This window comes from Streptomyces longisporus, from assembly GCF_039532765.1.
GTDB classification, from domain to species: domain Bacteria; phylum Actinomycetota; class Actinomycetes; order Streptomycetales; family Streptomycetaceae; genus Streptomyces; species Streptomyces longisporus.
Genome location: NZ_BAAASG010000008.1, coordinates 107,866 through 133,280 on the forward strand (window position 1 = coordinate 107,866; position 25,415 = coordinate 133,280).

16 protein-coding genes and 1 pseudogene are annotated in these 25,415 nt (G+C 71.9%); 4 read left to right on the forward strand and 13 right to left on the reverse strand.

Annotated elements, in window-relative coordinates; translation table 11 throughout:
* Positions 1-23 precede the first annotated feature (23 nt).
* Both ABD355_RS17590 and ABD355_RS17595 read right to left on the reverse strand, forming a co-directional pair.
* Positions 24-518, reverse strand: a complete 495-nt coding sequence (locus ABD355_RS17590) for a methyltransferase family protein (protein ID WP_344401338.1) — start codon at positions 516-518, stop codon at positions 24-26.
* Positions 519-616: 98 nt separating this feature from the next.
* Positions 617-2,119, reverse strand: a complete 1,503-nt coding sequence (locus tag ABD355_RS17595) for an MFS transporter (RefSeq protein ID WP_344401339.1) — start codon at positions 2,117-2,119, stop codon at positions 617-619.
* Positions 2,120-2,341: 222 nt separating this feature from the next.
* Between ABD355_RS17595 and ABD355_RS17600 the strand changes: the two genes are divergently transcribed.
* The gene (locus ABD355_RS17600; protein WP_344401340.1) at positions 2,342-2,869 is read left to right on the forward strand and encodes an SRPBCC family protein; all 528 of its coding nucleotides are present in this window, start codon (positions 2,342-2,344) and stop codon (positions 2,867-2,869) included.
* 4 nt (positions 2,870-2,873) lie between these two features.
* Here ABD355_RS17600 and ABD355_RS17605 read toward each other — a convergent pair whose 3' ends face one another.
* The 5 genes from ABD355_RS17605 to ABD355_RS17625 all read right to left on the reverse strand — a co-directional run bounded on the left by ABD355_RS17605 (position 2,874) and on the right by ABD355_RS17625 (position 9,975).
* Positions 2,874-5,693 carry an NHLP bacteriocin export ABC transporter permease/ATPase subunit gene (locus ABD355_RS17605; RefSeq protein WP_344401341.1) on the reverse strand — a complete coding sequence of 940 codons (2,820 nt, stop codon included), beginning with the start codon at positions 5,691-5,693 and terminating at the stop codon, positions 2,874-2,876.
* A gap of 1 nt (position 5,694) precedes the next feature.
* A complete protein-coding gene (locus tag ABD355_RS17610; RefSeq protein WP_344401342.1) occupies positions 5,695-7,917 on the reverse strand; it encodes an NHLP family bacteriocin export ABC transporter peptidase/permease/ATPase subunit in 2,223 nt (740 codons plus the stop codon).
* Positions 7,914-8,720, reverse strand: coding sequence for an HlyD family efflux transporter periplasmic adaptor subunit (locus ABD355_RS17615; protein WP_344401343.1), 807 nt, complete (start codon positions 8,718-8,720; stop codon positions 7,914-7,916). The genes ABD355_RS17610 and ABD355_RS17615 overlap by 4 nt, the downstream gene beginning before the upstream one ends.
* Positions 8,721-8,862: 142 nt before the next feature.
* A complete protein-coding gene (locus ABD355_RS17620; RefSeq protein WP_123969611.1) occupies positions 8,863-9,078 on the reverse strand; it encodes a type A2 lantipeptide in 216 nt (71 codons plus the stop codon).
* Positions 9,079-9,561: 483 nt separating this feature from the next.
* A complete protein-coding gene (locus ABD355_RS17625) occupies positions 9,562-9,975 on the reverse strand; it encodes a PaaI family thioesterase (protein ID WP_344401344.1) in 414 nt (137 codons plus the stop codon).
* A 190-nt stretch (positions 9,976-10,165) separates the two neighbouring features.
* Between ABD355_RS17625 and ABD355_RS17630 the strand changes: the two genes are divergently transcribed.
* A complete protein-coding gene (locus ABD355_RS17630) occupies positions 10,166-11,605 on the forward strand; it encodes a S1 family peptidase (RefSeq protein WP_344401345.1) in 1,440 nt (479 codons plus the stop codon).
* 157 nt (positions 11,606-11,762) lie between these two features.
* On the opposite strand, the gene ABD355_RS17635 is transcribed toward ABD355_RS17630, so the two are convergent.
* On the reverse strand, positions 11,763-13,907 hold the full coding sequence (locus ABD355_RS17635; RefSeq protein WP_344401346.1) for a PP2C family protein-serine/threonine phosphatase: 2,145 nt from the start codon (positions 13,905-13,907) through the stop codon (positions 11,763-11,765).
* A 378-nt stretch (positions 13,908-14,285) separates the two neighbouring features.
* Here ABD355_RS17635 and ABD355_RS17640 point away from each other — a divergent pair.
* Positions 14,286-14,765 (forward strand): annotated as a pseudogene (locus tag ABD355_RS17640) (LuxR C-terminal-related transcriptional regulator); the annotation flags it as partial.
* Here the strand turns inward: ABD355_RS17640 and ABD355_RS17645 are convergent.
* The 4 genes from ABD355_RS17645 to lanKC all read right to left on the reverse strand — a co-directional run bounded on the left by ABD355_RS17645 (position 14,688) and on the right by lanKC (position 22,206).
* Positions 14,688-16,940 carry an ATP-binding cassette domain-containing protein gene (locus ABD355_RS17645; RefSeq protein ID WP_344401347.1) on the reverse strand — a complete coding sequence of 751 codons (2,253 nt, stop codon included), beginning with the start codon at positions 16,938-16,940 and terminating at the stop codon, positions 14,688-14,690. The pseudogene ABD355_RS17640 and the gene ABD355_RS17645 sit on opposite strands and share 78 nt — an antisense overlap.
* A gap of 703 nt (positions 16,941-17,643) precedes the next feature.
* Positions 17,644-19,347 (reverse strand): ABC transporter ATP-binding protein, encoded by a 1,704-nt coding sequence (locus ABD355_RS17650; RefSeq protein WP_344401348.1) that lies wholly within the window; start codon positions 19,345-19,347, stop codon positions 17,644-17,646.
* A gap of 99 nt (positions 19,348-19,446) precedes the next feature.
* Positions 19,447-19,563 (reverse strand): SapB/AmfS family lanthipeptide, encoded by a 117-nt coding sequence (locus tag ABD355_RS17655; RefSeq protein WP_030937754.1) that lies wholly within the window; start codon positions 19,561-19,563, stop codon positions 19,447-19,449.
* A 75-nt stretch (positions 19,564-19,638) separates the two neighbouring features.
* Complete coding sequence (lanKC, locus tag ABD355_RS17660; protein ID WP_344401349.1) at positions 19,639-22,206, reverse strand: class III lanthionine synthetase LanKC; 2,568 nt, start codon at positions 22,204-22,206, stop codon at positions 19,639-19,641.
* Between the two features lie 196 nt (positions 22,207-22,402).
* Between lanKC and ABD355_RS17665 the strand changes: the two genes are divergently transcribed.
* Positions 22,403-24,850, forward strand: a complete 2,448-nt coding sequence (locus tag ABD355_RS17665; protein WP_344401350.1) for a SpoIIE family protein phosphatase — start codon at positions 22,403-22,405, stop codon at positions 24,848-24,850.
* On the opposite strand, the gene ABD355_RS17670 is transcribed toward ABD355_RS17665, so the two are convergent.
* Positions 24,840-25,322 carry a MarR family winged helix-turn-helix transcriptional regulator gene (locus ABD355_RS17670; RefSeq protein ID WP_344401351.1) on the reverse strand — a complete coding sequence of 161 codons (483 nt, stop codon included), beginning with the start codon at positions 25,320-25,322 and terminating at the stop codon, positions 24,840-24,842. The genes ABD355_RS17665 and ABD355_RS17670 overlap by 11 nt on opposite strands.
* Positions 25,323-25,415: the final 93 nt, after the last annotated feature.

Sequence of the window (25,415 nt, forward strand, 5' to 3'; positions counted from 1 at the left end):
ATTCCGGGCAGGCCAACGCCCCGTCAGTCACCGCGCCAGGGTGTCATCCGAGGCAACCAGCCCGGCACCGCGCGCCGGTAGCGGGTGTAGTCGGCGCCGAAGCGGCGGGTCAGCGCGGGCTGCTCGTACCACGTCGCGAACGCCCACATCGCCCCTCCCGCGAGGACGTCGTACCCGAACAGCACCGGCCGGGCGAGCAGCAGGCCCTGGCCGCCGACCGCCGCAATCACCGCGACGTACATCGGATTGCGCACGTACCGGTACAGCCCGCCCACCACCAGGTGCTCGGTCGGCGCGACCGGCGCCGGTGTGCCCGACCCCTCGGTCAGGAAGCGCACGAAGGCCGACAGCAGGACGACCGCCCCCGCGGTGAGCGGGAGCAGGCCGAGCGCGCGGACGGGCGGCCACCAGTCGCCGGCCCGCCAGCCGGTCAGCCACCACGGCACCAGGACGACCACCGTGCCCGGTGCGAGGAAGAGGAAGAGCGTGGACCCGAGTGCCGCCCGCGTTTTACGCATGCGGCCACCATGGCAGCGAAGAGGGGCCGCCGTCTCCCTGCGGACGGCGGCCCCTTGGACCGGTGCGGATCGAGCCGGTGCGGCTCAGCCCGGATCGATCACATGTGGACGACCGGTGCGGCGTTCGCGTCCTGCTCCGGCACCCCGCGGCGGAAGAACACGAAGGCGATCACGGCGCCGACGGCGAACAGGCCCGCCGACCACCAGAAGGCGGTGGTGTAGCTCTCGATCGTGGCCTGGGCCTGCACCAGCTTGCTGGTCGCGTCCTTGCCCACCAGGTAGTCGGTCGCGGCGCTCGCGGCGAGGGTGTTCAGCAGGGCCGTACCGATCGAACCGCCCACCTGCTGCATGGCGTTGACCGTGGCGGAGGCGACGCCCGCGTCCTCGGCGGCCACCCCGCCGGTGGCCAGCTGCATCGCCGCCGGCATCACCAGGCCGAGGCCCGCGCCGGTCACGATCAGCTGCGGCAGCACCGCGCTGACGTAGCTGGAGCCGACGCCGATCCCGGTCAGCCAGGCCATGCCGACCGCGGCGACCGCGAATCCCAGCGGGACGACGACCTTCGGCCCGATCCGCGGCACCAGGGTCGTGGTGCCGAGCTGCGCCGCCACCATCAGCGCACCGACCATCGGCAGGAACGCCACACCGGTCCTGGTCGGGCTGAAGCCCAGGTTCAGCTGCAGGTAGTAGGTGAGGAAGAGGAACACCCCGAACATGCCCCCGCCGGAGATCAGCACGGCGAGGAACGAGGCGGCCCGGTTGCGGTCCAGCAGGATGCGCAGCGGCAGCAGCGGGTGCGCGGCCTTGGTCTGCCACCAGGCGAAGGCCGCGATCAGCACACCGCCCGCTATCAGGAAGCCCCAGGTCAGGCCCGAACCCCAGTCGTGCGTCTCGGCGTTGGAGAAGCCGTAGACAAGGGAGAACAGACCGGCGGCGACCAGCAGCGTGCCCGGCACGTCCAGCTTGGAGTTCCCCGCGTCGCGGTGGTTGGTCAGCAGCAGCCAGCCGCCCACGAAGGCGACGACGGCGATCGCGACGTTCACGTACAGCGTCCAGCGCCAGTCGAACGCGTCGGTCAGGACACCGCCGAGCAGCAGGCCCACGGCGCCGCCGGCACCGGCGATGGCGCCGTAGACGCTGAACGCCCTGGCGCGCTCGCGGGCGTCGGTGAAGGTCGTGTTGAGGAGGGAGAGCGCGGCAGGCGCGAGCAGTGCGCCGAAGGCTCCCTGCAGGGCACGCGCGGTGACCAGCATGCCGAAGCCGTTCGCGGCACCGCCGAGCGCGGAGACGCCGGCGAAGCCGACCACGCCTATGAGGAAGGCGGTCTTGCGGCCGAAGAGGTCGGCGATACGGCCGCCGAGCAGCAGCAGGGAGGCGAACGACAGCGCGTACGCGGTGACGATCCACTGGCGGTTGCCGTCGGAGAAGCCGAGGTCGGCCTGGGCCGAGGGCAGCGCGATGTTCACGATGGTGGCGTCAAGCACCACCATCAGCTGTGCGACGGCGACGACCGCGAGGATCCACCAGCGCTTCGACGAGGTGGCGGGCTCGGCCTCGACCGCCCGTCTGGGGACGCTGTCGGTCAGGGTGTTCTGAGACATGGGAGAACCACTCCAGGGAAGTCGTCCGGGAAACCTTGAACGAAACGGTTTCGTACACCGGCAGATTAGACCCTCCGAAAGCGAAACGGCAACGTTTCGCTAGGTGTGGCCTCCGTCTCATACGGGGTGTCGTCGCGCTGCTCCTGGAGCGGCCGCGGCCCGTGGGGGAGATCGTGGAGGCGTGTCGACGCCCTCGACCCCGCCCCGAAGGACTGATCCACCATGGCCGCTGAACTCACCGGCACCTATCTGACCGTGGACGACGGCCGCCCGGCCGTGCGCTTCAGCCGTACCTACGGCCATCCCATCGAGCGCGTCTGGCAGTTCGTGACCGATGCCGAGGAACTCGCCCACTGGTTCCCCTCGCGCGCCGAGATCGACCCCCGGCCCGGCGGCACGATCAACTTCAGCGGCGATCCGAACATGCCGGAGTCCACCGGCCGGGTGCTCGCCCTCGACGAGCCGCGTCGCCTTTCCTTCGAGTGGGGCGGCGACGAGCTGCACTTCGACCTGGAGGCGCTGGACGACGAGCGCACCCGCTTCACCCTCACCAACGTCCTCAAGGCCGCCGACACCGCCGCCCGCAACGCCGCCGGCTGGGAGGTGTGCCTGGCCGCCCTCGACGCCAAGGCGCGGGGGGAGCGGTTCGAGGGGCCGGACTCCGGGGCGGGCGCCGGCTGGAAGGACTTCTACGAGGGGTACATCGAGGCAGGTGTGCCCTCCGGGGCGCCGGTGCCCGGCCTCGACTGAGCTCTCAGGCCATCTGCCGCCGCACCAGCTCGTGCAGCCGGCCGCCGGTGTCCGCGAGCAGCTGCGCGGGCGGGCCCTGCTGGGCGACCTTGCCGTCCTCCATCACGATCACGCGGTCCGCGTCCAGGACCGTGGACAGACGGTGTGCGATGACGACGCGGGTGGCGTTGAGCGCCTTGGTCGACTCGATCACCGTGCGCTGCGTCTCGTTGTCGAGGGCGCTGGTCGCCTCGTCGAAGAAGAGGATCCGCGGCCGGCGGATCAGCGCCTGAGCGATCATGAGGCGTTGGCGCTGGCCGCCGGAGACGGCGCCGCTGCCCTGGACGATCGTGTGCAGTCCCATCGGCATCCGCTTGATGTCCTCGGCGAGCCCCGCCATCTCGGCCGCCGCCATCGCCTCCTCCGGCGTGTACGGCTCGGTGCCGCAGATGACGTCCAGGATGGAACCGGTGAACGGCTGCGCATGCTGCAGCACCACACCGCACTGCCGGCGCACGGCCGACTGGTCGAGCGCCCCCAGGTCCTGACCGTCGTACAGGACACTGCCCGAGACCGGCTTGTCGAAGCCGATCAGCAGCCTGAGCAGGGTCGACTTGCCGCAGCCGCTGGGGCCGACGATCGCCACGAACTCACCCGGGCGTATCTCGAACGACACGTCGTCCAGGACCAGCGGACCGTCGTCCGTGTAGCGGAAGGACAGCCGCCGGGCCTCGATCGCGCCGGACAGCGGGCCCGGCCGGGTGCTCGCCGTGCGCACCTCCGGCGTCGCCTCCAGCACTGGCTTGATCTCCTCGAACAGCGGCAGCGCGGCCACGGTCGACACGAACGCGCTGGTCAGCTGGGTGACGGAGGTCAGCACCATCGTCACCGAGGTGTTGAAGGTCAAGAACGCGGCCGCCGACATCGCCCCGCGCGCCGGTCCTGCCAGCAGCATGAACATCAGCAGGGTGCACAGCGGCAGATAGACCGCGCCCATCACCGTGGTGAGGTTCTTGATGCGGCCGACCTTCTGCTGCAGTTCACGGCTGTGCGCGAACTCCGAGGCCCAGGCCGCGTAGGCGTAGTTCTCGGCCGCCGCCACCCGCAGCTTCGGCAGACCGCGCAAGGTCTGGAAGGCCTGGTTGTTCAGCTTGTTGCTGAGCACGACGAGTTTGCGCTGCCAGCGCACCTGCCACAGGCCGAGGCCGAGGAAGACGGCCGCGATGACGACGAGCATGCCGATCGCCGCCAGCGCCATGGACGGGCTGTACCAGAACAGCAGCCCCAGGTTCATCGCGCCGACGGTCACCGACTGGGCGATGACGGGCCCGAGCCCGGCCATCATGCGGCGGATCGAGCTGATGCCCATGGCCGCGCTGGCCAGCTCGCCGGTCGAGCGCTCGGTGAAGAACTTCGTCGGGAGCCTGAGCAGCCGGTCCCAGACGGCCGGCTGGAGCGTGGCCTCGATGCGGCCCTCAAGGCGCAGGATGGTGAGGTTCTCCAGCAGCATGAAGGCCGCCGCCACGATGCTGGTGAGCATCACGGCCAGACAGACCTGCGCGATCAGGCCCGTCTGCGCCTTCGGGACGAACTCACCCAGCACCTTGCCGGTCGCGACGGGCACCAGCGCGCCGATCGCCACCGTCACCAGACCGCTCAGCAGCAGGTTGGTCAGGTCGCCGCCGGTGCCGCGCATGCTGAACCGCAGCAGCCGCAGGGGGCTCAGCGTCCGCTCGGGCAGCGGGCGGTAGAACATCACCGCGCGCGGCTCGAACTCCTCCGCGTTGTCCTTCTCGATCGGCGTCTCACGTCCGGTCGCCGGATGTACGGCGACATATCCGCCGCGCCGCCACAGCAGCGCGACCGGCGCACCCGACAGGGCCCGGTGTCCCACCAGCGGGCCGATGTTGTCCCGCCACCAGCGGCCGTCCAGGCGTACGGCCCGGGTGCGCACGCGGGAGGCGATCGCCACCAGCTCCACCGGGTCCAGGCGCTCGCTCTCGGTGCCGCTCTGCGCGGGTTCGGCAAGCGTGATCCCGGCCGCCTCGGCGACCAGCTTGCAGGCCGCATACGAGGCGTCCGCGTCGGCGGCCGTGGTGCGCTTGCCGGACGACTTGCCGATGGAGGCCAGCAGCGTCCGGTCGGCCTGGGCACGCACCGCCTCACCGGCCTTGATGCCGGCGGCCGTGCGGGTCTCGTGAGTGCGCTCCAGCTGCTCGATCCAGCGGTCCAGCGTGGTCAGCAGGCGGTACTGCTGGTCGACCATGGACTGCCAGACCGCCGGGTCCATCAGCAGGTCGGCGGCGGCCTCGGCGCCGTACAGGGAGCCGTACTGGACGCTGCCCGGCGGCACCTGCATCCAGAACACGTCGTCGTCGGTCACCTCGGCGGCCGACCCCTCGGTCGCCATCGGCGCCTGGAAGAGGACGGACAGGCTGCGGCCGACGCCGAGGGCGAGGGCGTATTCGAGGGGGCTGGTCGTCGGCGGGACGTACTGGGCGTTGCCGTACTCGTCGTAGGACCAGGTCTGGGTGTCGGCCGTCTGGTACAGCTCGCGCAGGCCGATGCGGTGCACCACGCAGTCGCGCAAGGGGCGGGCGACCAGGGTGTGCTGGGGGCCGGGGACCGGGCCCAGGATCAGCGAGCCCGCCTCCAGTCGGCCGAGGTGGTGCCAGTGGCCCTGCTGCACGGCGTCCACGGCGAACAGGTCGAGGCTGCCGGCCGCGACCAGCCACAGCACCTGCGGGCCCTCCAGGTCGAGCCGGGTCAGCCCCGAGCAGTCGACGTAGCTGCCCATGGAGCCGAGGGCGCCGAGAACCAGGTCGCCTTCGTGTGCGGTCGTCATCTCATCGCTCCCTGACCAGCGCCGCGTACGCGCCGCCGCGCGTCACCAGGTCCTCGTGCCGCCCGCGCTCCACGATCGTGCCGTGCTGCAGTACGACGATCTCGTCGCTGTCGCGCACGGTGCTGAGCCGGTGCGCGATCACCACACAGGCGCAGCCGCGCCTGCGCAGGTTGTCCATCACGACCTGCTCGGTCTCCGCGTCCAGGGCGCTGGTCACCTCGTCCAGGACGAGGATGCTGGGGCGGCGCACCAGCGCGCGGGCGATCTCCAGGCGCTGGCGCTGCCCGCCGGAGAAGTTGCGGCCGTCCTGCTCGACCTTGCTGTGGATGCCGCCGGGGCGGCGCGTCACTACGTCGTAGAGCGCGGCGTCGCGCAGCGCGTCGACGACCGCGTCGTCCGGGATGGACGGGTCCCACAGGGCCACGTTGTCGCGGACCGACCCTTCGAACAGGAAGACCTCCTGGTCCACGAAGGAGACCGAGGCGGCGAGCGCGCCGCGCGGGATGTCGTCCAGGCGCTGTCCGTCGATGCGGATCACGCCCTCCCAGGGGGTGTACAGGCCCGAGATCAGCCGGGAGACCGTGGACTTGCCGCTTCCCGAACCGCCGACCAGGGCTACCTGCTGGCCGGGGCCGACCGTCAGGTCGAAGCCGGTGAGCAGGGGCTTGTCGAGCGGGTTGTAGCCGAAGGTGATGTTCTGCAGCTCGACATGACCGTGCAGACGGCGCGTGGAGTCGCCGGCGCCGGGGCGGCCGTAGAGCGGGTCTGCCTGGAAGTTCTCGACGTCCTTGAGGCGGGCCACGTCGGCGGCGAAGTCCTGGATGCGGCCCGCGACGCCGTTCAGCCGGGTGATCGGCGCGGTGAAGCGGGTGACCAGGGCCTGGAAGGCGACCAACAGACCGACCGAGATACCGCCCTCGACCGCGCGCATACCGCCGATCCAGAGGATCAGCGCGCTGTTCACGGAGGCCAGCGTCGGCGCGACCACGCCGAGCCAGGCGCTCGGGACACCGAGCCGCTGCTGCTCCTCCAGGGTGGTGGCGTGCTGTCCGGCCCACTTGCGGAAGTAGCCGTCCTCACCGCCGGTCGCCTTCATCGTCTCGATCAGCTGCAGCCCGGTGTAGGCGGTGTTGGTGAGCCGGGCGCTGTCGGCGCGCAGCTTCGCCGTCCGGGTGGCGCGCAGCCGGATCACGACCCGCATGGCGACGATGTTCAGGAGGGCCACGCCGATTCCGAGGAAGGTCAGCTGAGGGTCGTATGTGTAGAGCAGGACGGCGTAGAGCACCACGACCACCGCGTCCACGCCCGCCGCCGCCAGATCGCGGGCCAGGGTCTCGGCCACCTGGTCGTTGGACTGCAGCCGCTGCACCAGGTCGGCCGGGCTGCGCTGGGCGAAGAACGTCACCGGCAGCCGTAGCAGATGCCGGAGGAAGCGGGCGCTGGAGAGGGTGGAGGAGATGATGCGGCCGCGCAGCAGATTCGCCTGCTGCAACCACGTCAGCACCACCGTGAGCAGCACGGACGCGCCCATCGACGCGAACAGCACACCCAGCAGCGAGGTCTTCTGGCCGATCAGGAACTCGTCGATGTACGTCCGGCTGAGCGCGGGCACCGCCGCGCCGACCGCGACCAGCAGCAGGCTCGCCAGCACCGCGGCGGGCATGGTGCCCGCGGTGCCGCGCAGCCGGGCCGGCATCGCGCCCAGGATCCCGGGTTTGCGGCCGCCCTTGCTGAAGCCCTCGCCGGGCTCCATGACCAGGACGACGCCGGTGAAACTGCCGTCGAAGTCCTCCATCGGCACGAAACGGCGACCCTTGCCCGGGTCGTTGATGTAGACGCCCCGGCGGCCGAAGCGGCGCCCCATGCCGTCGTAGACGACGTAGTGGTTGAACTCCCAGAACAGGATCGCCGGTGTCCTGACCTCGGCGAGGGCGGCCGTGTCCATCTGCATGCCCTTGGCCGTCAGGCCGTAGCTGCGGGCCGCCTTCAGCAGGTTGCTGGCGCGCGAGCCGTCGCGGGAGACACCGCAGGCGATGCGCAGCTCCTCCAGCGGGACGTACTTGCCGTAGTGGCCGAGCACCATCGCGAGGGAGGCGGCGCCGCACTCCACGGCCTCCATCTGCAGCACCGTCGGCGTTCGGACGGTCTTCGCCCTGCCCTTGGGGACGGGACGCTTGGGCGGAACGGCACGGCGCCTGCTCCGCGTCTCCTGTGCGGTGCTCACGGCTGCAGCCAATCGACGGGACGCTGATCGGCCAGCCGGATCGAACCCGAGGCCAGGGTCATGGAGGTGAGGTCGAACGGCGGTCCGTCCTTCGACGACCACTTGTAGCCGCTCCTGGTGCTCGACGACTTGTCGAGCCCGACCAGTACGGCCACCGGGCGGCCCCTCTTGGTGAACTGCTCGCCCAACTGGCTGTCCCCGAGGAACGCGGCGATCTCCTGGGCCGACTGCGCCGAGCGATCCACCGACTTCACATGACCGCGCAGCACGCCGTACGTCTGGGTCGGCACCGACGAGACGGTCAGGTCCACGGCGGCGTCCTCGGGAATGGAGGCCGCGTTCTCGGCAGGCACGTACACCGTGGCGTACAGCGGATCGTCGGCGTGCGCGACCTTCTCCACGGCGGCGACGTTCGCGCCGGTCTGGATGATCTGCCCGATGGTCGCGGCGAGCCCGGTGATCCGGCCCGCGGCGACGGTGCGGACGACGCGGTCGCCCTGGGCCGTGCGGACCTTCAGGACCGGGGAGCCGGCCGGCAGCCGCTCGCCCTGCTTGGCGAGCACCGCTGTCACCTGGCCCGCGACGGGGCTCTGCAGGATGTAGCTGCCCTCACCGTGCGTGAGGATGGCGGGCGCGCCGATCGTGGACGTGACCGTGCCGGTCACCGCCCACACGGAGGCGGCCGCCATGGCGACCACCGTCACCGACAGGACGAGCCAGCCCTGAGGGCGGGCGAAACGTACCGGAAGATCGAGCTCCTCCGGCGACTGGAGCTTGGCGAGGGCCTGCTGGCGGAACTGCACGGAACTTTCCCTCACCTGAAAACGAGAGAGGACCGGCTCGCACGAGCCGGCTGGTTCAAGAGCCCGTGTGAGGCTCTTACGGCAACCGAAGGCCCCGGAGTCGCGATACGACTCCGGGACTCGACGATCACAAAAGGCGCGATCAGAGACCGGCGACCAGGTTGGTGACCGGAGCGGTGTTCAGGCCGGTCACACCCTCGACGGTGCCGACGACCGTGTCGACCGTGCCGGAAACGGGAGCAATGCCGTCCAGCGCACCGGTGACGGAGTTGACAGCGTTGATCGACAGGCCGCCGGAAACAGCGTCGAGCTCGGCGTCCGAGATCTCAACGGTCTCAACACGGGGGGTGGAGTTCATGATGGAACTTCCCTTCGTATGGATATTTCACAAGGGGGGAGCGGCCCCCCTCTGGGGGACAGAGCGACGGCCGCGACCGCAGGCGCCGGGCTTCCGTTTCCGGTGACCCTTCGCGGCCCCTGCGGTGCGATGGATCAAAGCACGCTGCAGCCGCGGGCTTCCAATCAACCCATGGCCTCACCAGGCAACTTGAGTCCCAGGGGCACCCATCCGTGCAGGCTTGCGCACGGCTCGACGGCGAGTTCTTCACATGCGTCACGGCATCGGTTCATCCGCGGGCTTGCCTTCCCCGCGACGAATCCGACACTCCCGTCCCAATGGCGTGACGAAGGCCGCCACCGTGTGCAGATCCCCTGCACCCGGTGACCCGGATGGGAATTGGATGTGCAGATTCCCTGAAGCTGTGATTCAGATCGCAGTTCTGAACGGAACGTCGTCGAGCGACTGCGTACCGTATCGGCCCCCCATCGGGTCGAGAAAAGCTCAGCCGAGAAGTGCGTAGACGGTGCTCGCGCGGGCCGCGAGTTCACCGGAAGCCTCGGCGGTCAACGTGATGTCCGCGAATGCCATACGGCGGCCCAGTTTGGTGAGCACCGCTTCGATCAGGACATCCGAACCGGTCACCGCGCGCTGGAACGACGTCGACTGCTGGACCGTCGTCATCGGTCCGTAGGCCCCGCGGGCGGCCGACACGGCGATCACGGTGGCCGTGTCGGCGGCGGCCATCAGCGCCTGCCCCGACAGCCCGCCGCCCTCCCGGGCCAGCCGGTCCGACCAGGGAAGTCGCAGCGTGGCCCGGTCGTCGGCGAGGGCCTCGACCGTCAGGCCCAGCTCCAGGACCCAAGGGGCGAAGTTGGCGGAGAGGATCTTGTCGGCTTCGGCGGTGGTCATCGTCATATGGGCGATTGTTCCCCGCGCGGGTTCGTCAGACGCGGGTCATGGCCGATTCGGCGTTGCGCAAAGCGAGTTGGCAAACGGAATTGAACGCACCGTGCGACCCGTGCGTACCAACAGCCATCCAGGCGCCCCGAACAGAACAGCTGCCGTACGGCGGCACAGACTCCGGTCCCCCAGGAGGTCGAGAAGTTTGAGTCACAAGCGAATTCCGAAGCGCAAGGCCGCGATTGCGGCAGGCAGCGTCGCGGCGCTCGGCGCAGCCGTCATCCTGCTGCCGCACGCCAACGCGTCGCAGGACGGGTCGTCGACCACTGCCGCCCCCAAGACCCTGAAGGCGACGGACGCCTCGAATCTCGCCTCGCAGCTCCAGAACCTGCTCGGTGACGCCTTCGCCGGTTCGTACTACGACTCGGGCACGCAGCAGCTGACCGTCAACGTCATATCCGGCGACAAGAACAACGTGGTCGTCCAGGCGGAGAAGGCGGGCGCGAAGGTCCGTGAGGTCAAGAACAGCCTCGCCGCGCTGAAGGCGGGCGCACAGACCCTGAAGGCCAAGGCGACCATCCCGGGCACTGCCTGGGCGATCGACCCGAAGACCAACAAGCTGGCGGTCACGGCGGACTCCACGGTCACCGGCGCCAAGTGGAACAGACTGACGTCGACGGTCAAGAGCCTCGGCGCCGACATGGCCACCGTGAAGAAGTCCGCCGGCACCTTCAGGACGAAGGTGTCGGGCGGTGACGCCATCTTCGCCCAGACCGCCCAGGGAGGGGTCCGCTGCTCCCTCGGCTTCAACGTCAAGGCCAGCGACGGCAGTCCTGCCTTCCTGACCGCCGGTCACTGCGGGGTCGCGGCCAAGCAGTGGTCCGACTCCCAGAACGGCCAGCCGATCGCCACCGTCGATCAGGCCAAGTTCCCGGGCAACGACTTCTCCCTGGTCAAGTACGACGACGCGAACACCCAGGCGCCCAGCGAGGTCAACGCAGGCAACGGCCAGACCGTCCAGATCACCAAGGCCGCGGACGCCACCGTGGGCGAGACGGTCTTCCGGATGGGCAGCACGACCGGTCTGCACAACGGCCAGGTCACCGGCCTCGACGCCACCGTGAACTTCGCGAGCGAGACCGTGCCGGGCGGCACCGACACCGTCAACGGCCTCATCCAGACCAACGTCTGCGCCGAGGCAGGTGACAGCGGCGGCTCCCTGTTCACGCAGGACGGCAGCGCGGTCGGTCTGACCTCCGGCGGCAGCGGCGACTGCACCGCCGGCGGCGAGACGTTCTTCCAGCCGGTGACCGCGGCCCTGCAGGCCACGGGTGCGACGCTGGGCGACGGCGGCGCAGGCGCGGGTGCCGGTGCGGGCGCGGGTGACCAGGCCGGCACCGCCGACCCGTCCGCTTCTGCCTCGGCAGGCGACCAGGCGGGCGGCGGCGACGCGGTCGGCGGTGGCGGCCAGGTGGGCACCGCCGATCCGTCCGCGACGGCCACTGATGGGACCGGGGCCGGTGACCAGTCCGGGAACGGCGTCGGCGACCAGTCCGGTGCAGGTGACCAGTCCGGTGCCGGTGGGGGGGACCAGAGCGGCGTCGGAGCCGGCAACGGTTCGTCGTCCCTCACCGGGTCCCAGTGATCGAGTACCGCTCACTGACCGAGCGCACTCATCGAGCGTGGACCTCCTGATGGAGACCCACTGATCGGCCTCCAGCGCGGTTCCGGTCGACGGTGGACGGTCCGGCCCTCCGGCGGGAGGGCCGGACCGCGTCGTGTCCGCGCCCGTTCAGACCTGTTCAACGGGCCCGCAGCAGCAACAGCGCCACGTCGTCGAGCCGTTCGCGTGCGGCTGTGCTGTGCCGTACGAGATGGTCGGCGAGCTCGTCCAGGGGCAACTCTCCCGCCTCGGTGAGGCGTTCACCGAGGCCGGCGAGCGCGTCCTCGATGTCGACACCCGGCGATTCGATCAACCCGTCCGTATAGAGGGCGAGTACGGAGCCGGGAGCGAGGTCGACCTCCGTCGTCGGGTAGCCGGCGGAGCCGTCTATGCCGAGCAGCGGGCCACCGGCGAGGTCGAGCACCCGCACCCGGCCGTCGGGGCGGCGCAGCAGCGGCGGCGGATGACCCGCCCGGGCCATCACGGCCCGACCGCGCGCGGGATCGAGCCGTAGATACAGACAGCTGGCGAACAGATCCGCGCCGAGGTCGATCAGCAGCCGGTTGGTGCTGCCCATGACCTCCTCCGGGGCCTGCCCCACGGTCGTGTAGGCGCGCACGGCGGTGCGGATCTGCCCCATCAGCCCGGCCGCGGTCACGTTGTGGCCCTGCACGTCCCCGATCACCGCCGCCGCCCCGCCCCGGGTCGGCACCAGGTCGTAGAAGTCGCCGCCGATCTCCATGCCGTGCGTGGCGGGCAGATAACGGGAGGCCGAGTCGATGCCGGCCAGCGGTGGCAGCGAGTGCGGCAACAGCGCCGCCTGCAGGCCGTGCGCCAGCTGGTGCTTGGCGTCGTAGAGCAGGGCCCGCTCCAGGGCCTGCGCGATCAGGCCGCCCAGGCTCGTCAGCACCGCCCGCTCGTCCGCGGGGAACGGATGCGGTTCCGCGTAGGCGAGCACACAGGTGCCCACCGGGCGCCCCGAGGCGATCAGCGGCAGATAGGCCCAGGCCGCGAAGCCGTCCGGGGTGGCGTGCCGCGAGGGATACAGGCGCTCCAGCTCCTCCCGGGAGTCGAAGAACGCCGGCACCCCCGTGTTCAGGGCGTGCGTGCCCGGCGTGGGCTCGGCCAGCGGCAGCCCGTCGAACCGCTCCACGACCTGCGCGTCCGGATATCCGCGGTGCCCCAGCACATGCAGCCGCCCGGCCCGGGAACCTAGGACCACCAGCGCCTGGCTGCCCACGGCCGGTGCGATCTCGTCCGCGACCAGCTGCACCACGTCCTGCACCCCCACCGCCTCGGTCAGCGCACCCGCCAGCGTCAGCACCTGGGAGATGGTGACCAGCCGGGAGGGGGTGTCACCGGGCTGCGGCCCCGCCCGGTTCATCTCCGCCACCGCCCGCGCCCGGGTGACACGGACACTGAGCCCGGTCGTACTGGGATACATCCGGAAGGACATCCAGTCCCCGGGCGGACGCAGCGCCACGAACGAGGTGGTCTGCTGGCTCATCAGCGCGGCCCGGTAGCGGTCCTCGTACACGGGGTCGTTGAGCCAGGGCACCGACGCCCACAGCTGCGTACCCAGCAGCCTGCTGACCGGGAGACCGATCAGCTCGGCCGCCGCCGCGTTGGCGAAGGCGACCCGGCCGTGCAGATCCAGCGAGCACAGCCCGTACGGCAGCCGTGCCACCATCCGCGCCGCCTCCACCGTACCGAGGGTGCCGGCCAGGCCGCCCACCGGTGGTCCGCCGAGCAGATCGGGCTCGGGCAGCAGCTGCCGACTCTCCTCCAGGGCACGCTCCAGCCGCTTTGCGAGCCGATCGCAGGCCGCGGTCAGATGGTCCCGTTCCCGGTCGGACAGGTCGGGCGGATGGGAGCCGGGCCAGGTCACGAAGACCGCGCCGTACGCCGTCGAGCCGGTCGCCACCGGCACCGCGGCCAGCGCGAAGGGATAGGGCAGCACCACGGCGATGCGCGGATAGCGGGCCGCCATCTCCTCCTCGCCGCCCACCCACACCAGCCGCCGCTCACGCACCGCGTCCGCGACCGGGATCGGGGCGCTCAGCCCCACCCGCTCCCAGGGCGCGGCGAAGGCCCGGGGCAGACCGGCCATCACGGCCATCTCCAGCACGGGTTCGGCGGGCGACAGCAGATACACCGCCCCGGAGTGGGCGTTGACCTCGTCCATCATCGACGCCAGCGCCAGGGACAGCAGCGGTCGGCCCACCCGCGTCCTGGTGGTCGCCGGCGCCTGTGCGGACATCTGCCCGTCGGACACGCCGACCACCTCCTCGCACGGCCGGGCGACGGGTCCCAGGGATCAATCTGCCCCCTGGCGGCCGGTCGCGCACGGCGAGCGGTGGCCGGGACGGCGCCGCCCGGCCCGCGTACGGACACACGACGACCCGCGGCTCGGTGAAGAAGCCCCGCGTACCCCCTTGCCCCCGGTACATGCCCCCTCAGTTGATGCGCGAAGCGGCGTGCGGGCGCCGCGCGTGCGCCCCCGCGCACCCTGTTGGCCGGTTCTTCGCGCCCATGAACGGTCGCGGACGCCAACAATGGGCACGCGTTCAACACCAATGCGACCGCAGACGGACTGACGGAATGCTGAGGGGCGGCAGTGATCCGGGTACTTCTGGTACATGACGAGTGTCTGGTGCGATCGGTGCTGGCGGACTGGCTGCGCCGGGAACCCGATCTCGCAGTGGAGGACACGGCGTGGCGCAGCGCACCCGGCCGGGTGAGATCCCTGCGGCCCGAGGTCTGTGCGGCGGATCTGGAGTGCGCGGACGCGTACGGCATCCCGCCGCTCGGCGAGTTACGTTCGCGGGGCCCGGCCGGGGCTCCGCCGAGACTCCTCGTGCTTGCCAGTGCGAACAGGCCGGGCCTGCTGAAACGGGCGATCGAGGCGGGGGCGCTCGGCTACGTCGACAAGGAGGCCTCGCCGGAACACCTTGTGCACGGGATCCGGCGGGTCGCTCAGGGGGAACGTTTCATCAGCGACTCGTTGGGCTTCGGGTTCCTGAAGGCCGCCGAGATGCCGCTGACCCGGCGGGAGCTGAGCGTGTTATCCCTGGCCGCCGAGGGTGCGTCCGTCGCGGAGATCGCCGGGAGCCTCCACCTGTCCCACGGGACCGTGCGCAACTACATGGCGGCCATCACCCGCAAGACCGGGGCCCGCAACCGCATCGACGCGATCCGTATCTCGCAGGGGGAGGGCTGGCTGTGACGGCACGGGCGTCCAGCTGCCGACGAGCTCCCGGTACAGCGGCGAGGTCTCCAGCAACTCGTGGTGGGTACCGCACGCGGTGCCCCGTCCGTCCATGACCAGTACACGATCCGCCCGCCGCGCCGAGCTGATGCGATGGGCCACTACGACGAGGGTGCCGCCCGGCCGCTGCGCGAACGCACGCTCGGCGCGCTCCTCTGCCTGCGGATCCAGATGACAGGTCGCCTCGTCGAGCAGGGCGAGCGGGGCGTCCGACAGATAGGCCCGGGCCAGCGCGATCAGCTGCCGTTCGCCCGCGGAGAGCGCCGCGGGGTCGATCCGGGCACCCAGCCCGCCGAGCGCGTCGACCAGCGGACCGATCCCGACCGCGTCGGCCGCCGCGAGCAGCTCCGCCTCCGGCACGGGACCCTCCCGGAAGTGGGCGAGATTGTCGGCGACGGTCCCGGTGAACACGTACGCCTCCTGAGGAATGAGCACCCGCCGCCGAGCGGCACCCGCCGACGGCACCGGCTCCCCACCCACCCGGATCGTCCCGCCACGCGGCTCCAACAGCCCCGCGACGAGAGCGGTGAGCGTGGACTTCCCGATCCCGCTCGGGCCGACGACGGCCAGGTGGGAGCCGGGGGGAAGGACGAGGTCGAGGTTTTCGATGACGGGGGTGGCGGTGGGGCCGTAGGCGAAGGTGACGGAGGTGAGGGAGAGGGCGGGGGCGTTGGCGGGCGCCGGGTGTCGCGGGGCCGGTGTGGGACGTCTGCTCCGGCGGACCGGTACGGCCGGTGGGCGATGCTGGTGGTCGCCGGGGGTGGCTGGGGTGGGCCGCCCGTCTTGGCTGTCGGGTGCTGCGGCGGGGGAGGCGTGGGCGCGAGCCGTTTGGCGGGAGTCAGGGGCTTGCCAGTCGGGCAGGGCAGGACTGGTGTGGGGGTGGTCGTCGCGGGTGGCTGGGGTGGTGTCCTGGCATGGCGATTGGTGCGGGGCAGGGATCGGCGGTTCGCCTTGCCGGTCGGGCAGCGTCTTGGGAACCCGGTCGCCCAGGGGCGTTGAGGGGCTGGGCTGGTCGGTGGGTGTCGGTCGGGGCAGAGGCGGTGCGGGGTGGCCGTCGGGGCCTGCGCTCCGTTCCGGGGGCGGTTCGCAGGCGTTGGGCCTGTGGGGCGGAGTAAGGCGCCGCAGTACCACCGTCAGGCGGGAGCCGCTCGTGCCCAGGCCGTGGACCAGGTTGCCGAGGGCCGGGAGGAGGGACTGGGTGATGTAGGCGAGGGCGCCGACCAGGGCGCCTGTCGTGACGCCCCGGGACAGGAGCCAGGGAGCGGCCGCGAGCAGCAGCACGATCGGGAGCTGGCCGCCGACGGCGAGCGACGCGATACGCAGGACACCCCAGCGCGCGAGGGAGCGGGCGGCCCGCAGCTCGGCGTCGACGAGTTCCCCCGTGTCGGCGGCGATCCGCTCCTCGGCGCCGGTGGCTGTGATGTCCCGCAGCCCCGGGCAGACGGCACCCAGGCGGTCGGCCAGGGCCTCGTCGGCGACGAGGAACGCCTCCTGCCGGCGGGCCAGGGGCCGCAGGGACGCGGCGAACAGCGCCACTCCGGCCACCAGCGGCGGCACCACGACCAGCAGGAGCAGCGGGGCGAGCGAGAACAGGCCGACGAAGGCCCCCACCGCGGTGAACACGAACGAGCGCGAGACCATCACGAGCCCGGCGAAGGTGTCCCGCGCGATCTCCACCTGCTGCGTCAGCCCCGACAGCGCCCCGCCGTCGGCCTCCCGCACCCCGCGCCCGACCACCCCCTCGACGAGCCGGTCCCGCAGGGGTTCGACCAGAGCGGCGACGGCCGAGTAGACCCGTCCGGTCCCGTACGCCCCCAGGACGACACCGAGCCCGGCCACCCCGAGCCAGGCCAGACCGACCTCGGCCCGCCCGGCCAGGAACCCCGCGTCCAGTGCCCGCGCCGGGGCATACCCCGTGACAAAGGTCTGCCCCGTCTCCAGCACGGACCACCCGCCGAGGCGCACCACGACCCGCCACCGGCCTCGCAGGAAACGAAGCCCCCGCACAAGGATCCCCCCGCCGTGCTCGGCGCCGCCCCGGCCGTTCACGCGGGCGCTCCTTCTCCGGCCGCCCTCCGGAGGCCGACGCCGGGCCACCGCCCGATGCGCTCGCTCGCCGCCAGGCCTTCACTCCACAGCAGAGGGGGACAGTGCCACCCGCCCCCCTCCTGCCAGGGCCATGCCTCCGCACTGAGCCCTGCGGAGGAGTCGGCGGTCCGCCGGGGCCACTGCACTCGCGTCTCGCTCTGCCGGATCCGCTGGGGGCGGTGCCCGTCGATCTGGTCCTGCCTGGGGCAGGCCTCGTCGGTGGCCCCGGCGGAGCGGTCGGCGGTCCGCCGGGGCTCTTCCATGCGTGCCTCGCTTTGCCGAAATCCTCGGGGATCGTGCAGCCCGGCGCGTTCCTGCCAGGGCCATGCCTCCGCACTTAGCCCTGCGGAGGAGTCGGCGGTACGTCGGAGCCCCGGCACTCGCGTCTCGCTCTGCCGGATCCGCTGGGGGCGGTGCCCGTCGATCTGGTCCTGCCTGGGGCAGGCCTCGTCGCTGGGCCCGGCGGAGCGGTCGGTGGTCCGCAGGGGCTCTTCCATGCGTGCCTCGCTTTGACGAAATCCTCGGGGATCGTGCCGCCCGGCGCGTTCCTGCCAGGGCCATGCCTCCGCACTGAGCCCTGCGGAGGAGTCGGCGGTCCGCCGAGGCCCCTCCACCCACGTCTCGCCCCGCCCAAAGCTCCGACCACGCCAGTGGTTCCCGCCGTTCACGCCCGCCCCCCGTCTCCGAACACCGCCCGATACCCGGCCAGCCGCCACAACTCCGCGTGTGTGCCCACCGCCCGCACCCGCCCTCCGTCCAGCCACGCCACCGCATCCGCACGGGCCGCCGTGGCCGCTCGATGGGCGATGAGCAGTCGGGTGCCGGACGCGCCCCGGGTCAGGGACTCGGCGATCTGTGCTTCGGTCACCGTGTCCAGGCTGGAGAGGGCGTCGTCGAGGATGAGGAGGCGGCCGTCGTGGGCGAAGGCCCGGGCCAGGCCCAGGCGTTGGGACTCCCCGCCGGAACGGGGTGCGTCGGCGCACGCGGTGGCGTAACCCTGCGGCAGGCGGTGTACGAAGTCGTCGGCACGTGCCAGGCGGGTCGCCTCGCGGATGCGTGCGGGGGAGGGGGGCTGCAGGCCGAGGGCCAGCGCCTCCTCGATGGTGGTGCCCAGGAGGGCGGGGCGTTCGAAGGCGTAACCGATCGATTCGCGAAGGTCCTTGTGGGTCAGGTCGTGCAAGGGGACGCCGTCCAGCAGGATTTCTCCCGTGTCCGGCTCGGCCAGCCGGCCGGCGAGTGCGGCGAGCAGCGACTTGCCCGTGCCGGAACGGCCGACCAGGGCGAGTGTCGTGCCGCCGGGGACGACGAGGTCGACGCCGTCGAGAACGGTGCGGTCGCCGCGCCGCGCCGTCACGCCGCGCAGTTCCAAGCGGCCTGGACCGGGCGGCAGTTGGCGGGAGCCGTAGGTCATGGCCGGTTCTGTCAGTACCTCGTTGAGGCGTCCGGCGGCCGCCTTGGCCCGGGCCAGGCTCGCGAACTGGCCGACCAGCACGCCCACGCCGGTCGCGAGGACCGCGTACCGGGAGGCCGCGAGCACCTCGCCGACCGACAGCCGGTTCCGGGTGAGGAGCAGTCCGGCCACGGCGACGACGCCCAGCTGCAGCAGCGGCACTACGGCGCTCGCCTGCGCCGCGGCCCGCCCCTGCACCCGCCACATGCGGTGGCCCGCGCGCGACAGTTCGGGCAGGGGCCGCAGGATCCGCGCCGCCTCCTTGTCCGCCGTACCCGCCGCCTCGACGGTGCGGTGGCCGGCCACCGCCTCCGCCAGCGCGCCCGCGATCCGCCCCTGCACCTGCTGGTAGTCCGCCACGCAGCGGGTCGTGTCACGGGAGAAGGCGCGCAGCAGGAGCGTCAGGAGTGGACCTCCGGCCAGGAACACGGCCGCCAGCCACGGGTCGATCAGGCCGAGCGCCACCATGCCCCCGACGGGACCGGCCAGTGCGGCGAGCAGTGCGGCGCGGGCGGCCGGAGCCGTTCCCGCCTGGGCCGCGTTGCCGACGAGGCGGGCGACCAGGTCGCCGGGTCCGAAGCGGGCGGCGGCACGCGGGCCGACGGCCAGCACATGTCCCGTCAGGCGTCGCCGCAGCCATGCCGTGGTCCGGGCGTCGACGGTGCCGCCAAGGACGGTCTCGCCGGCGTCGAGCAGGGCGAGCAGCAGCACGATCCCCGCGCAGTACAGCACCCAACGGGTCGCCGGGGCGTGCGCGAGGAGGAGGTCGAGGCTGCGGCCGAGCGCGGCCGGCAGCAGGAGTCCGGCACCGGTGGACGCCGTGCTCATCAGGCAGAGGGCGACGCAGCGCGCGCCGCTGTGCCGGGTGGCGGAGTTCAGCAACGCGGCGGGAGGTGCGGCGTCGGCACGAGTCGTCATACGGCTGCGGCCTCGCATCCGGGGTCAGGGGAGCGCAGGACCCCGGGCGGCCCCTCCCTCGCGGGAGCGGACCGCCCGGAGCCGTGGATCACGGTGCCGTCAGAGACAGAGCAGAACGCTCGCCGCGCTGATGCAGGAGAGCAGGCTCGCGGTGCTGGCGCCGCCACCGCCGGTGTGCTCGTCGGATTCCATCGTCTGCAGGTCGAGCAGTGCCATTTCGTGTCCTTCCATCTGTGTGTTCACCCGTGGGGACGGGGTTGGGTCACGACTCCGTCAGGTCGCGGAGCCGCGTCATAGGGGCCGCCGCAGCGGCGGGAGGAACGGCAGGTGCGCGCTGCCACCGGTGGCCGCCGCGAGCGCGAGCAGGCACCCTGCCGTTCCGGTGGCGAGGTCCATGGACAGCCGCATCATCTGGTGCCCGGGAAAGGTCAGTTGGCCCTCGTACGCCATCGCGTACCAGCCGAGCGCGGAGATCTGCTCGGCCAGGTGACGGCCCGTCGCGCTCGGCTCCGTGGTGCGGCCGAGGTGCAGGATCATCCCGGCGCGGCCCTGGAAGAGGCCGGGCTGTGCGTAGAAGCGGGAGGTGGCGGCGGTGAGGATGCCGGAGCGCGCCTTGTCGAACTCCGCGTCGGAGGTGTGCGCGAGATAGTCGTCCAGGACCATGCCGAGGCCTGCGCTGCCGTCACCGAGATAGGGCAGGGTCCGCCAGCCCTCGTCGACCTCCAGGCCACCGCCGCTCTTCTGCACCACGCAGCAGTCCAGGTCCCGGCGCAGTGCCACTCCCGCCGCTTCCAGCAGCCTGGCGTCGCCGGTCCACTCGTACTGACGCAGCAGGAACAGCGCCGGTCCGCTCGCACCCCGCAGCAGCCCGGCCCGCCGCCGGGGTGTGTCGGGCACCGGCTCGGCAAGGCGTCGTACGACGATCTCCGCGGCCTCGGCGGCCCGTTCGCGCAGCTCCGACTCGCCCGTCGTGCTTGCCAGTCGGCCGAGGACCAGGCCGAGGCCGGCCAGGCCGCCGTGCAGGGTGGAGGAGAGGTTCTGCCACTTCTCGGCGAGGATGCCCTCCACCAGGTCGAGCGCCCGCTGCCGGTGGCCGAGCCGGTCCAGGACGTGCGCGATGCCCGCCAGTCCGTCGTACAGGCCGAGAGGTGTGCCGGGCGGTGGCGGTGCCGTACGGTCCAGGAGCCAGCGTTCGCCCTCCTCGTACCGTTCCGCGCCGGTCTCCGCCAGCGCGTACAGCACTCCGGCCGCGCCGTGGGCGAGCCCGAGTCCGCCGCCGTCGGAGAACTGGGCGATGTCACCCGGGAAGAGCCGGTCCTCGCGCTCCGGGGTGGCCGAGGCGAGGATCGCCTTGACCATCGAGTCGCGGCTGTGCGGCCAGTCACCGGGCCGCACCAGCGCCGGGGCGCCTACACCGGCGTCGCGCGTGATCTCCGCGACCGCCTCGTCCAGGAACTGCCGCGGTACGTCCGGGAATTGTTCCGCGATCACCTCCGCCAAGTGCGCGGCCTTGCCCCGGTCGACCACGAACAGGGTGGTCACGGGCAGGAACAGCGCGAGCCGTAAGCACGCCAGCGCATAGCGGTCGACGTCGGTGCCCCTCCGGTCGGGCGGGGCGAAGAAGCCGGGGTGCGCGACGACCTGACGGCCGTTCTCCGACACTGGCGCCGCCGCCTCGAAGTCGAGCAGGAACACCGACTCCTCGTCTGGGGCGACCATGATGTTGAAGACGTGCAGGTCGTTGAAGACGATCCCGCGTGCGTGCACCGCCTCCACCGCACGCTGCACCGCCCCGTGGATGCGCACCGCCCACTCCGTGTAGCGGGCGACGGCCTCCGGGTCCGGGTCCGGGGTGAGCAGCGGATGCCGTTCGGCGAAGAAGGAGTTGAGCGGGCGCCCCTCCAGGAAGTCCATGACGAGGAAGCGGTGGTCGCCCAGCGTGAACCAGTCCCGCACCTCGGGCACCACCCCGGTGCCCGCCACCTGCTCCAGCGCCTGCTTCTCGCGCTCCAGCCGGGCGATCGCGTCCGCGCCGTCGGAGGCCAGGCCCGCGTGCGGCCTCCCCTCCTTGAGGACCACCTTGCGCCCGTCACGGGTGTCGGTGCCCGCGTACACCCCGCCGCCGTTGGAGAAGTGCAGCGCCTTCTCGATGCGATACGGCAACTCGCCCACGGTCGTGGTGTTGCGGGCCGCCAGATGCGGCTCCAGGAACGCCGGCAGCGTCACCCACTCCGGCACCTGGAAGGACGGCGCCCGCCGGTCCGGCACCAGTGTGCCCGCTCCGTCCCGCACCGCCGGCACGAGCGAGCCCCGCTCGTCGACGACGAAGGTGCGCGCGAACGCGCCGTAGCGGACGTAGAGCGGGCCGTCGTGCCAGCGCAGATCGGTGAGGATGTACGGCCCCTCGAAGCCCTCCAGCAACCCGCCCAGCTCGCGCAGCACCTGGTGGAGCTGCTCCTCGTCGGCCGGGTAGACGGTGACGAACTTGCCGCTGGTGTCGCGGGCCGCGTACTTGGTGTTGCGCAGGTGCAGCAGATGCGGTCCCGGCACGAACTTGAACGGGATCCGACGCGGCACGCAGTAGTCCCACACGATGGCCGCGATCCGCTCCGCGTTCGCCCGGGTGGCCGAGGCGTGGATCTTCCAGCCCTGCGCCGGGCCCGGCAGCGCGCTGCCGTCCGCGCCGAGCGGCGTCAGCGTCAGCCAGTCGCCGATCCGCGCCGCGTCCCAGCCCTCCGGCACCTCGCGACGCGCGGTCTCGAAGAGCGGTGCCGGCTGCTGTCCGGCGCCGGCCAGCCGGTCCGGCGCCTCGTAGAAGTGTCTGTCCGCGAGTGCGTACACCTCGTACCGCTTGTCCATGGATTCCCCTCCGTGGCCCGGCACCGACACTTCCAGCCGTCCGAGGGCCCGGGACAGTCACGCCTGTCACGAGATCACCGTGCGATACGCACGCGTTAAGACATGTTCGGCGCGTTTCGAATCGGCACGCCCGATGACCTCCACGGAATGCTCACAGGGGCTGCGCAGGCGTCCCATACGCGCTGTAATTGCGGACGTGGTCAGTGAGGGCGCCGAAGCACGCAGAACGAGAACTCTGCGCGCCGAAGGTGCCCTGAAAGCGCTCACGTCCGGTCCGGCCTCACCCGAGCGGGTGCGTCGGGTCCTGGAGCAGGCGCTGGTCTTCGCCGGAGCGGCGTTCGCCGGTGTGTACACCCCTGAGGAGGGCGGCGACCTGCTGTGCCTGGTGGAGTCGGCGGGCGTACCGCGGACGCTGTTCGGGCTGCGCGACAGCTACCCGCGCTCCGGCAGCTCGCCGGTCGCCGACAGCCACCGCTCGGGGAGCCCGGTGTGGCTGGGGCCAGAGGAACTCGCGGGGGACGCCGAGGCGCGGCGGACGCCGCCGCGGGACTTCCACCTGGCGGTGCTGCCCGCGCGCGGGAACGGAGACGGCGGCTGTCTGCTGGCCGTCAGCGAGCGGCCGGACGGCTTCGACACCGAGGACCGCAAGTGCCTGGAGCTGATCGCCGACGCCGTCGGCTGCCCGGCCCCCGCCCGCGCCGCCGAGGGCGCTGAGCTGCCGGCCAACGCGTTCAGCCTCGCCATGGACAGCGGCCGGGTCGAGGTCGGCGACGACATCCTGGGGCTGTTCGCCGTCACCCGCGCCGAGTTCGACGGCAGGGTCGAGACCCTGCTGGGCCTGACGGTACCGGAGGACCTGCCCTCGCTGATGTCCGTGGTCGAGGCCGACCACATGTCGCTCGGCGACCGTGAGCTGGAGTTCCGGGTCCTGCAGCCCTCCGGCCCGCCCAAGTGGCTGCGGCTGCGCGGGCGTCTGCTGCCCGGCGGCGAGGGCCGGCCGGCCATGCTCGTCGGCACGGTCGCCGACGCCTCCAAGCTGCGCTCCGAGGTCACCGACGTGGCCCGCGTCCAGCGCCTCGCCGCCATGCTCGCCACCGCCGGCACCGTCCGCGACGTCAGCCAGGCCGTGGTCTCCGCCCTGCGCAAGCCGCTGCAGGCCGACCGGATCGCGCTCGCCGAACTGGAGGGCGACCGTCTCGTCGTCACGGTCCTCGACCCGCCCGATCCGGAGTCCTGGCCCGAGCTGTGGCGCCTGGAGTGGCGCACCGAGTGGCCCGACGCACCCGTGCGCGCCATGCCGACCCTGGCTGCCGCGCTGCGCGAGGGCCGCGCCCGCATCTGGCCCGCCGGCACCCCCCTGGAGCCCGCGCTCGCCGACGTGGGCCCCGGCGGACTCGCCGTGCTGCCGCTGCCCGCCGGCAACCGCATGGCCGGCGCCTGTCTGATCGGCTGGGACGCCCCGCACGACTTCGGCCCCGACGAACGTGCCCTGCTCACCGCCTCCGCGGGCCTCGCGGGCCAGGCCCTGATGCGCGCCCACGCCTTCGACGCCGAACACGAACTGGTCGGCATGCTCCAGCGCCAGTTGCTGCCGCGCCGCCTGCCCAAGCTGCCCGGCGCGGTCGCCGTCGCCCGCTATCTGCCCACCACGGCCGGCCTGGAGGTCGGCGGCGACTGGTACGACGTGATCCCGCTGCCCGACAACCATGTCGCCCTCGTCATCGGCGACGTCCAGGGCCACAACGCGAGCGCCGCCACCCTCATGGGCCAGATGCGCACCGCGTTGCGCGCCTACGCCGTCGAGGGCCACCCGCCGGACGTGGTCGTCTCCCACGCCAACCGGCTCCTGACGGACATGGAGACCGATCTCTTCGCCACCTGCTGCTACGTCGACGTCGACATGGAGGAGGGCTCCGCCTGGTACGTGCGCGCAGGCCATCTGCCGCCGGTGCTGCGCCACCCGGACGGCAGCACCGAGGTGCCCGAGTCCGACGGGGGGCCACCGCTCGGCGTGGTCGCTCAGGCCGACTTCCCGATGAGCGCGCTGCGGCTGCAGCCCGGCACGGTCCTCGCCCTCACCACGGATGGCCTGGTCGAGTCCGCGGAGGCCGACATCGACGACGGCATGGAGCGGCTGGCCCGGGAACTGTCCGGTTCCGACCCCGGACACCTCGGCCTGGTCGCCGACGCCCTGCTCGGCAACGCCCGGCGCAGCGACGACGTCGCCCTGCTCCTGCTGCGCTACGACGGCATGGCGCTGCGTCCGCTGCGCGAGAACTGGACGGTCTGGCGCGTGCCCGAGGCGGTCGGCCACACTCGTCGCTTCACCCGCCGTACCCTTCGCGCCTGGGGCGTCAGCCGCGACGACATGGACGGCGTACTCCTGGTCGTCTCCGAACTCGTCACCAACGCCCTGGTGCACACCGACGGCCAGGTCCGCCTCGACCTCACCCTGCTCGACAACCGGCTGCGCGTCTCGGTCGCCGACGCTTCGCCGCGCACCCCGGTGAAGCCGACCAGCATCGGTTGGGAGGCCACCGGCGGCCGCGGCATCCTCCTTGTGGAAGCGATGTCCGAGGCGTGGGGGACCGTGCCGGCCAGCGGCGGCAAACAGGTGTGGGCGGAGCTCGTGCTCAGTTCGTGACGTTGGTGGTGATCAGACGGAGCAGCTCTTTGGCCAGGGCGTCCTGTTCGGGAGTCAGGCCCATGGCGTCGCCGATGGCGAGGGGTACCCGGCCCGCCCTTTCCCGCAGCTGAGCACCGGCCTCGGTGAGGCGGAGGGCGACCGACCGCTCGTCCTCGACGCGGCGTTCGCGGCGCAGCAGCCCGTTCGCCTCCAGCCGCTTCAGCAGCGGGGACAGGGTGCTGGACTCCAGTTGGAGCGCGGTTCCCAGGTCCCGTACGGAGATCGAGTCCTGTTCCCAGAGGACGAGCATGACCAGGTACTGCGGATACGTCAGGCCCAGTTCGTCCAGCAGGGGGCGGTAGCGCGCGGTGACGGCGCGGGAGGCGGCGTACAGGGCGAAGCAGAGCTGGTCGTCGAGGAGGAGCGAGCCCTCGCTCGGTTCCGCGGCGGCCGGCCTCCCGGTCCGGCTCCCGGTTGCTGTCCTGTGCACGGCGATCACCAGCCTGTCGTTCGAGTCCGTTCGATTATATCGGGCTCCAATGAGTCGTGCGCATATTAGTTGTGCACGACTTAATCGCGCGCT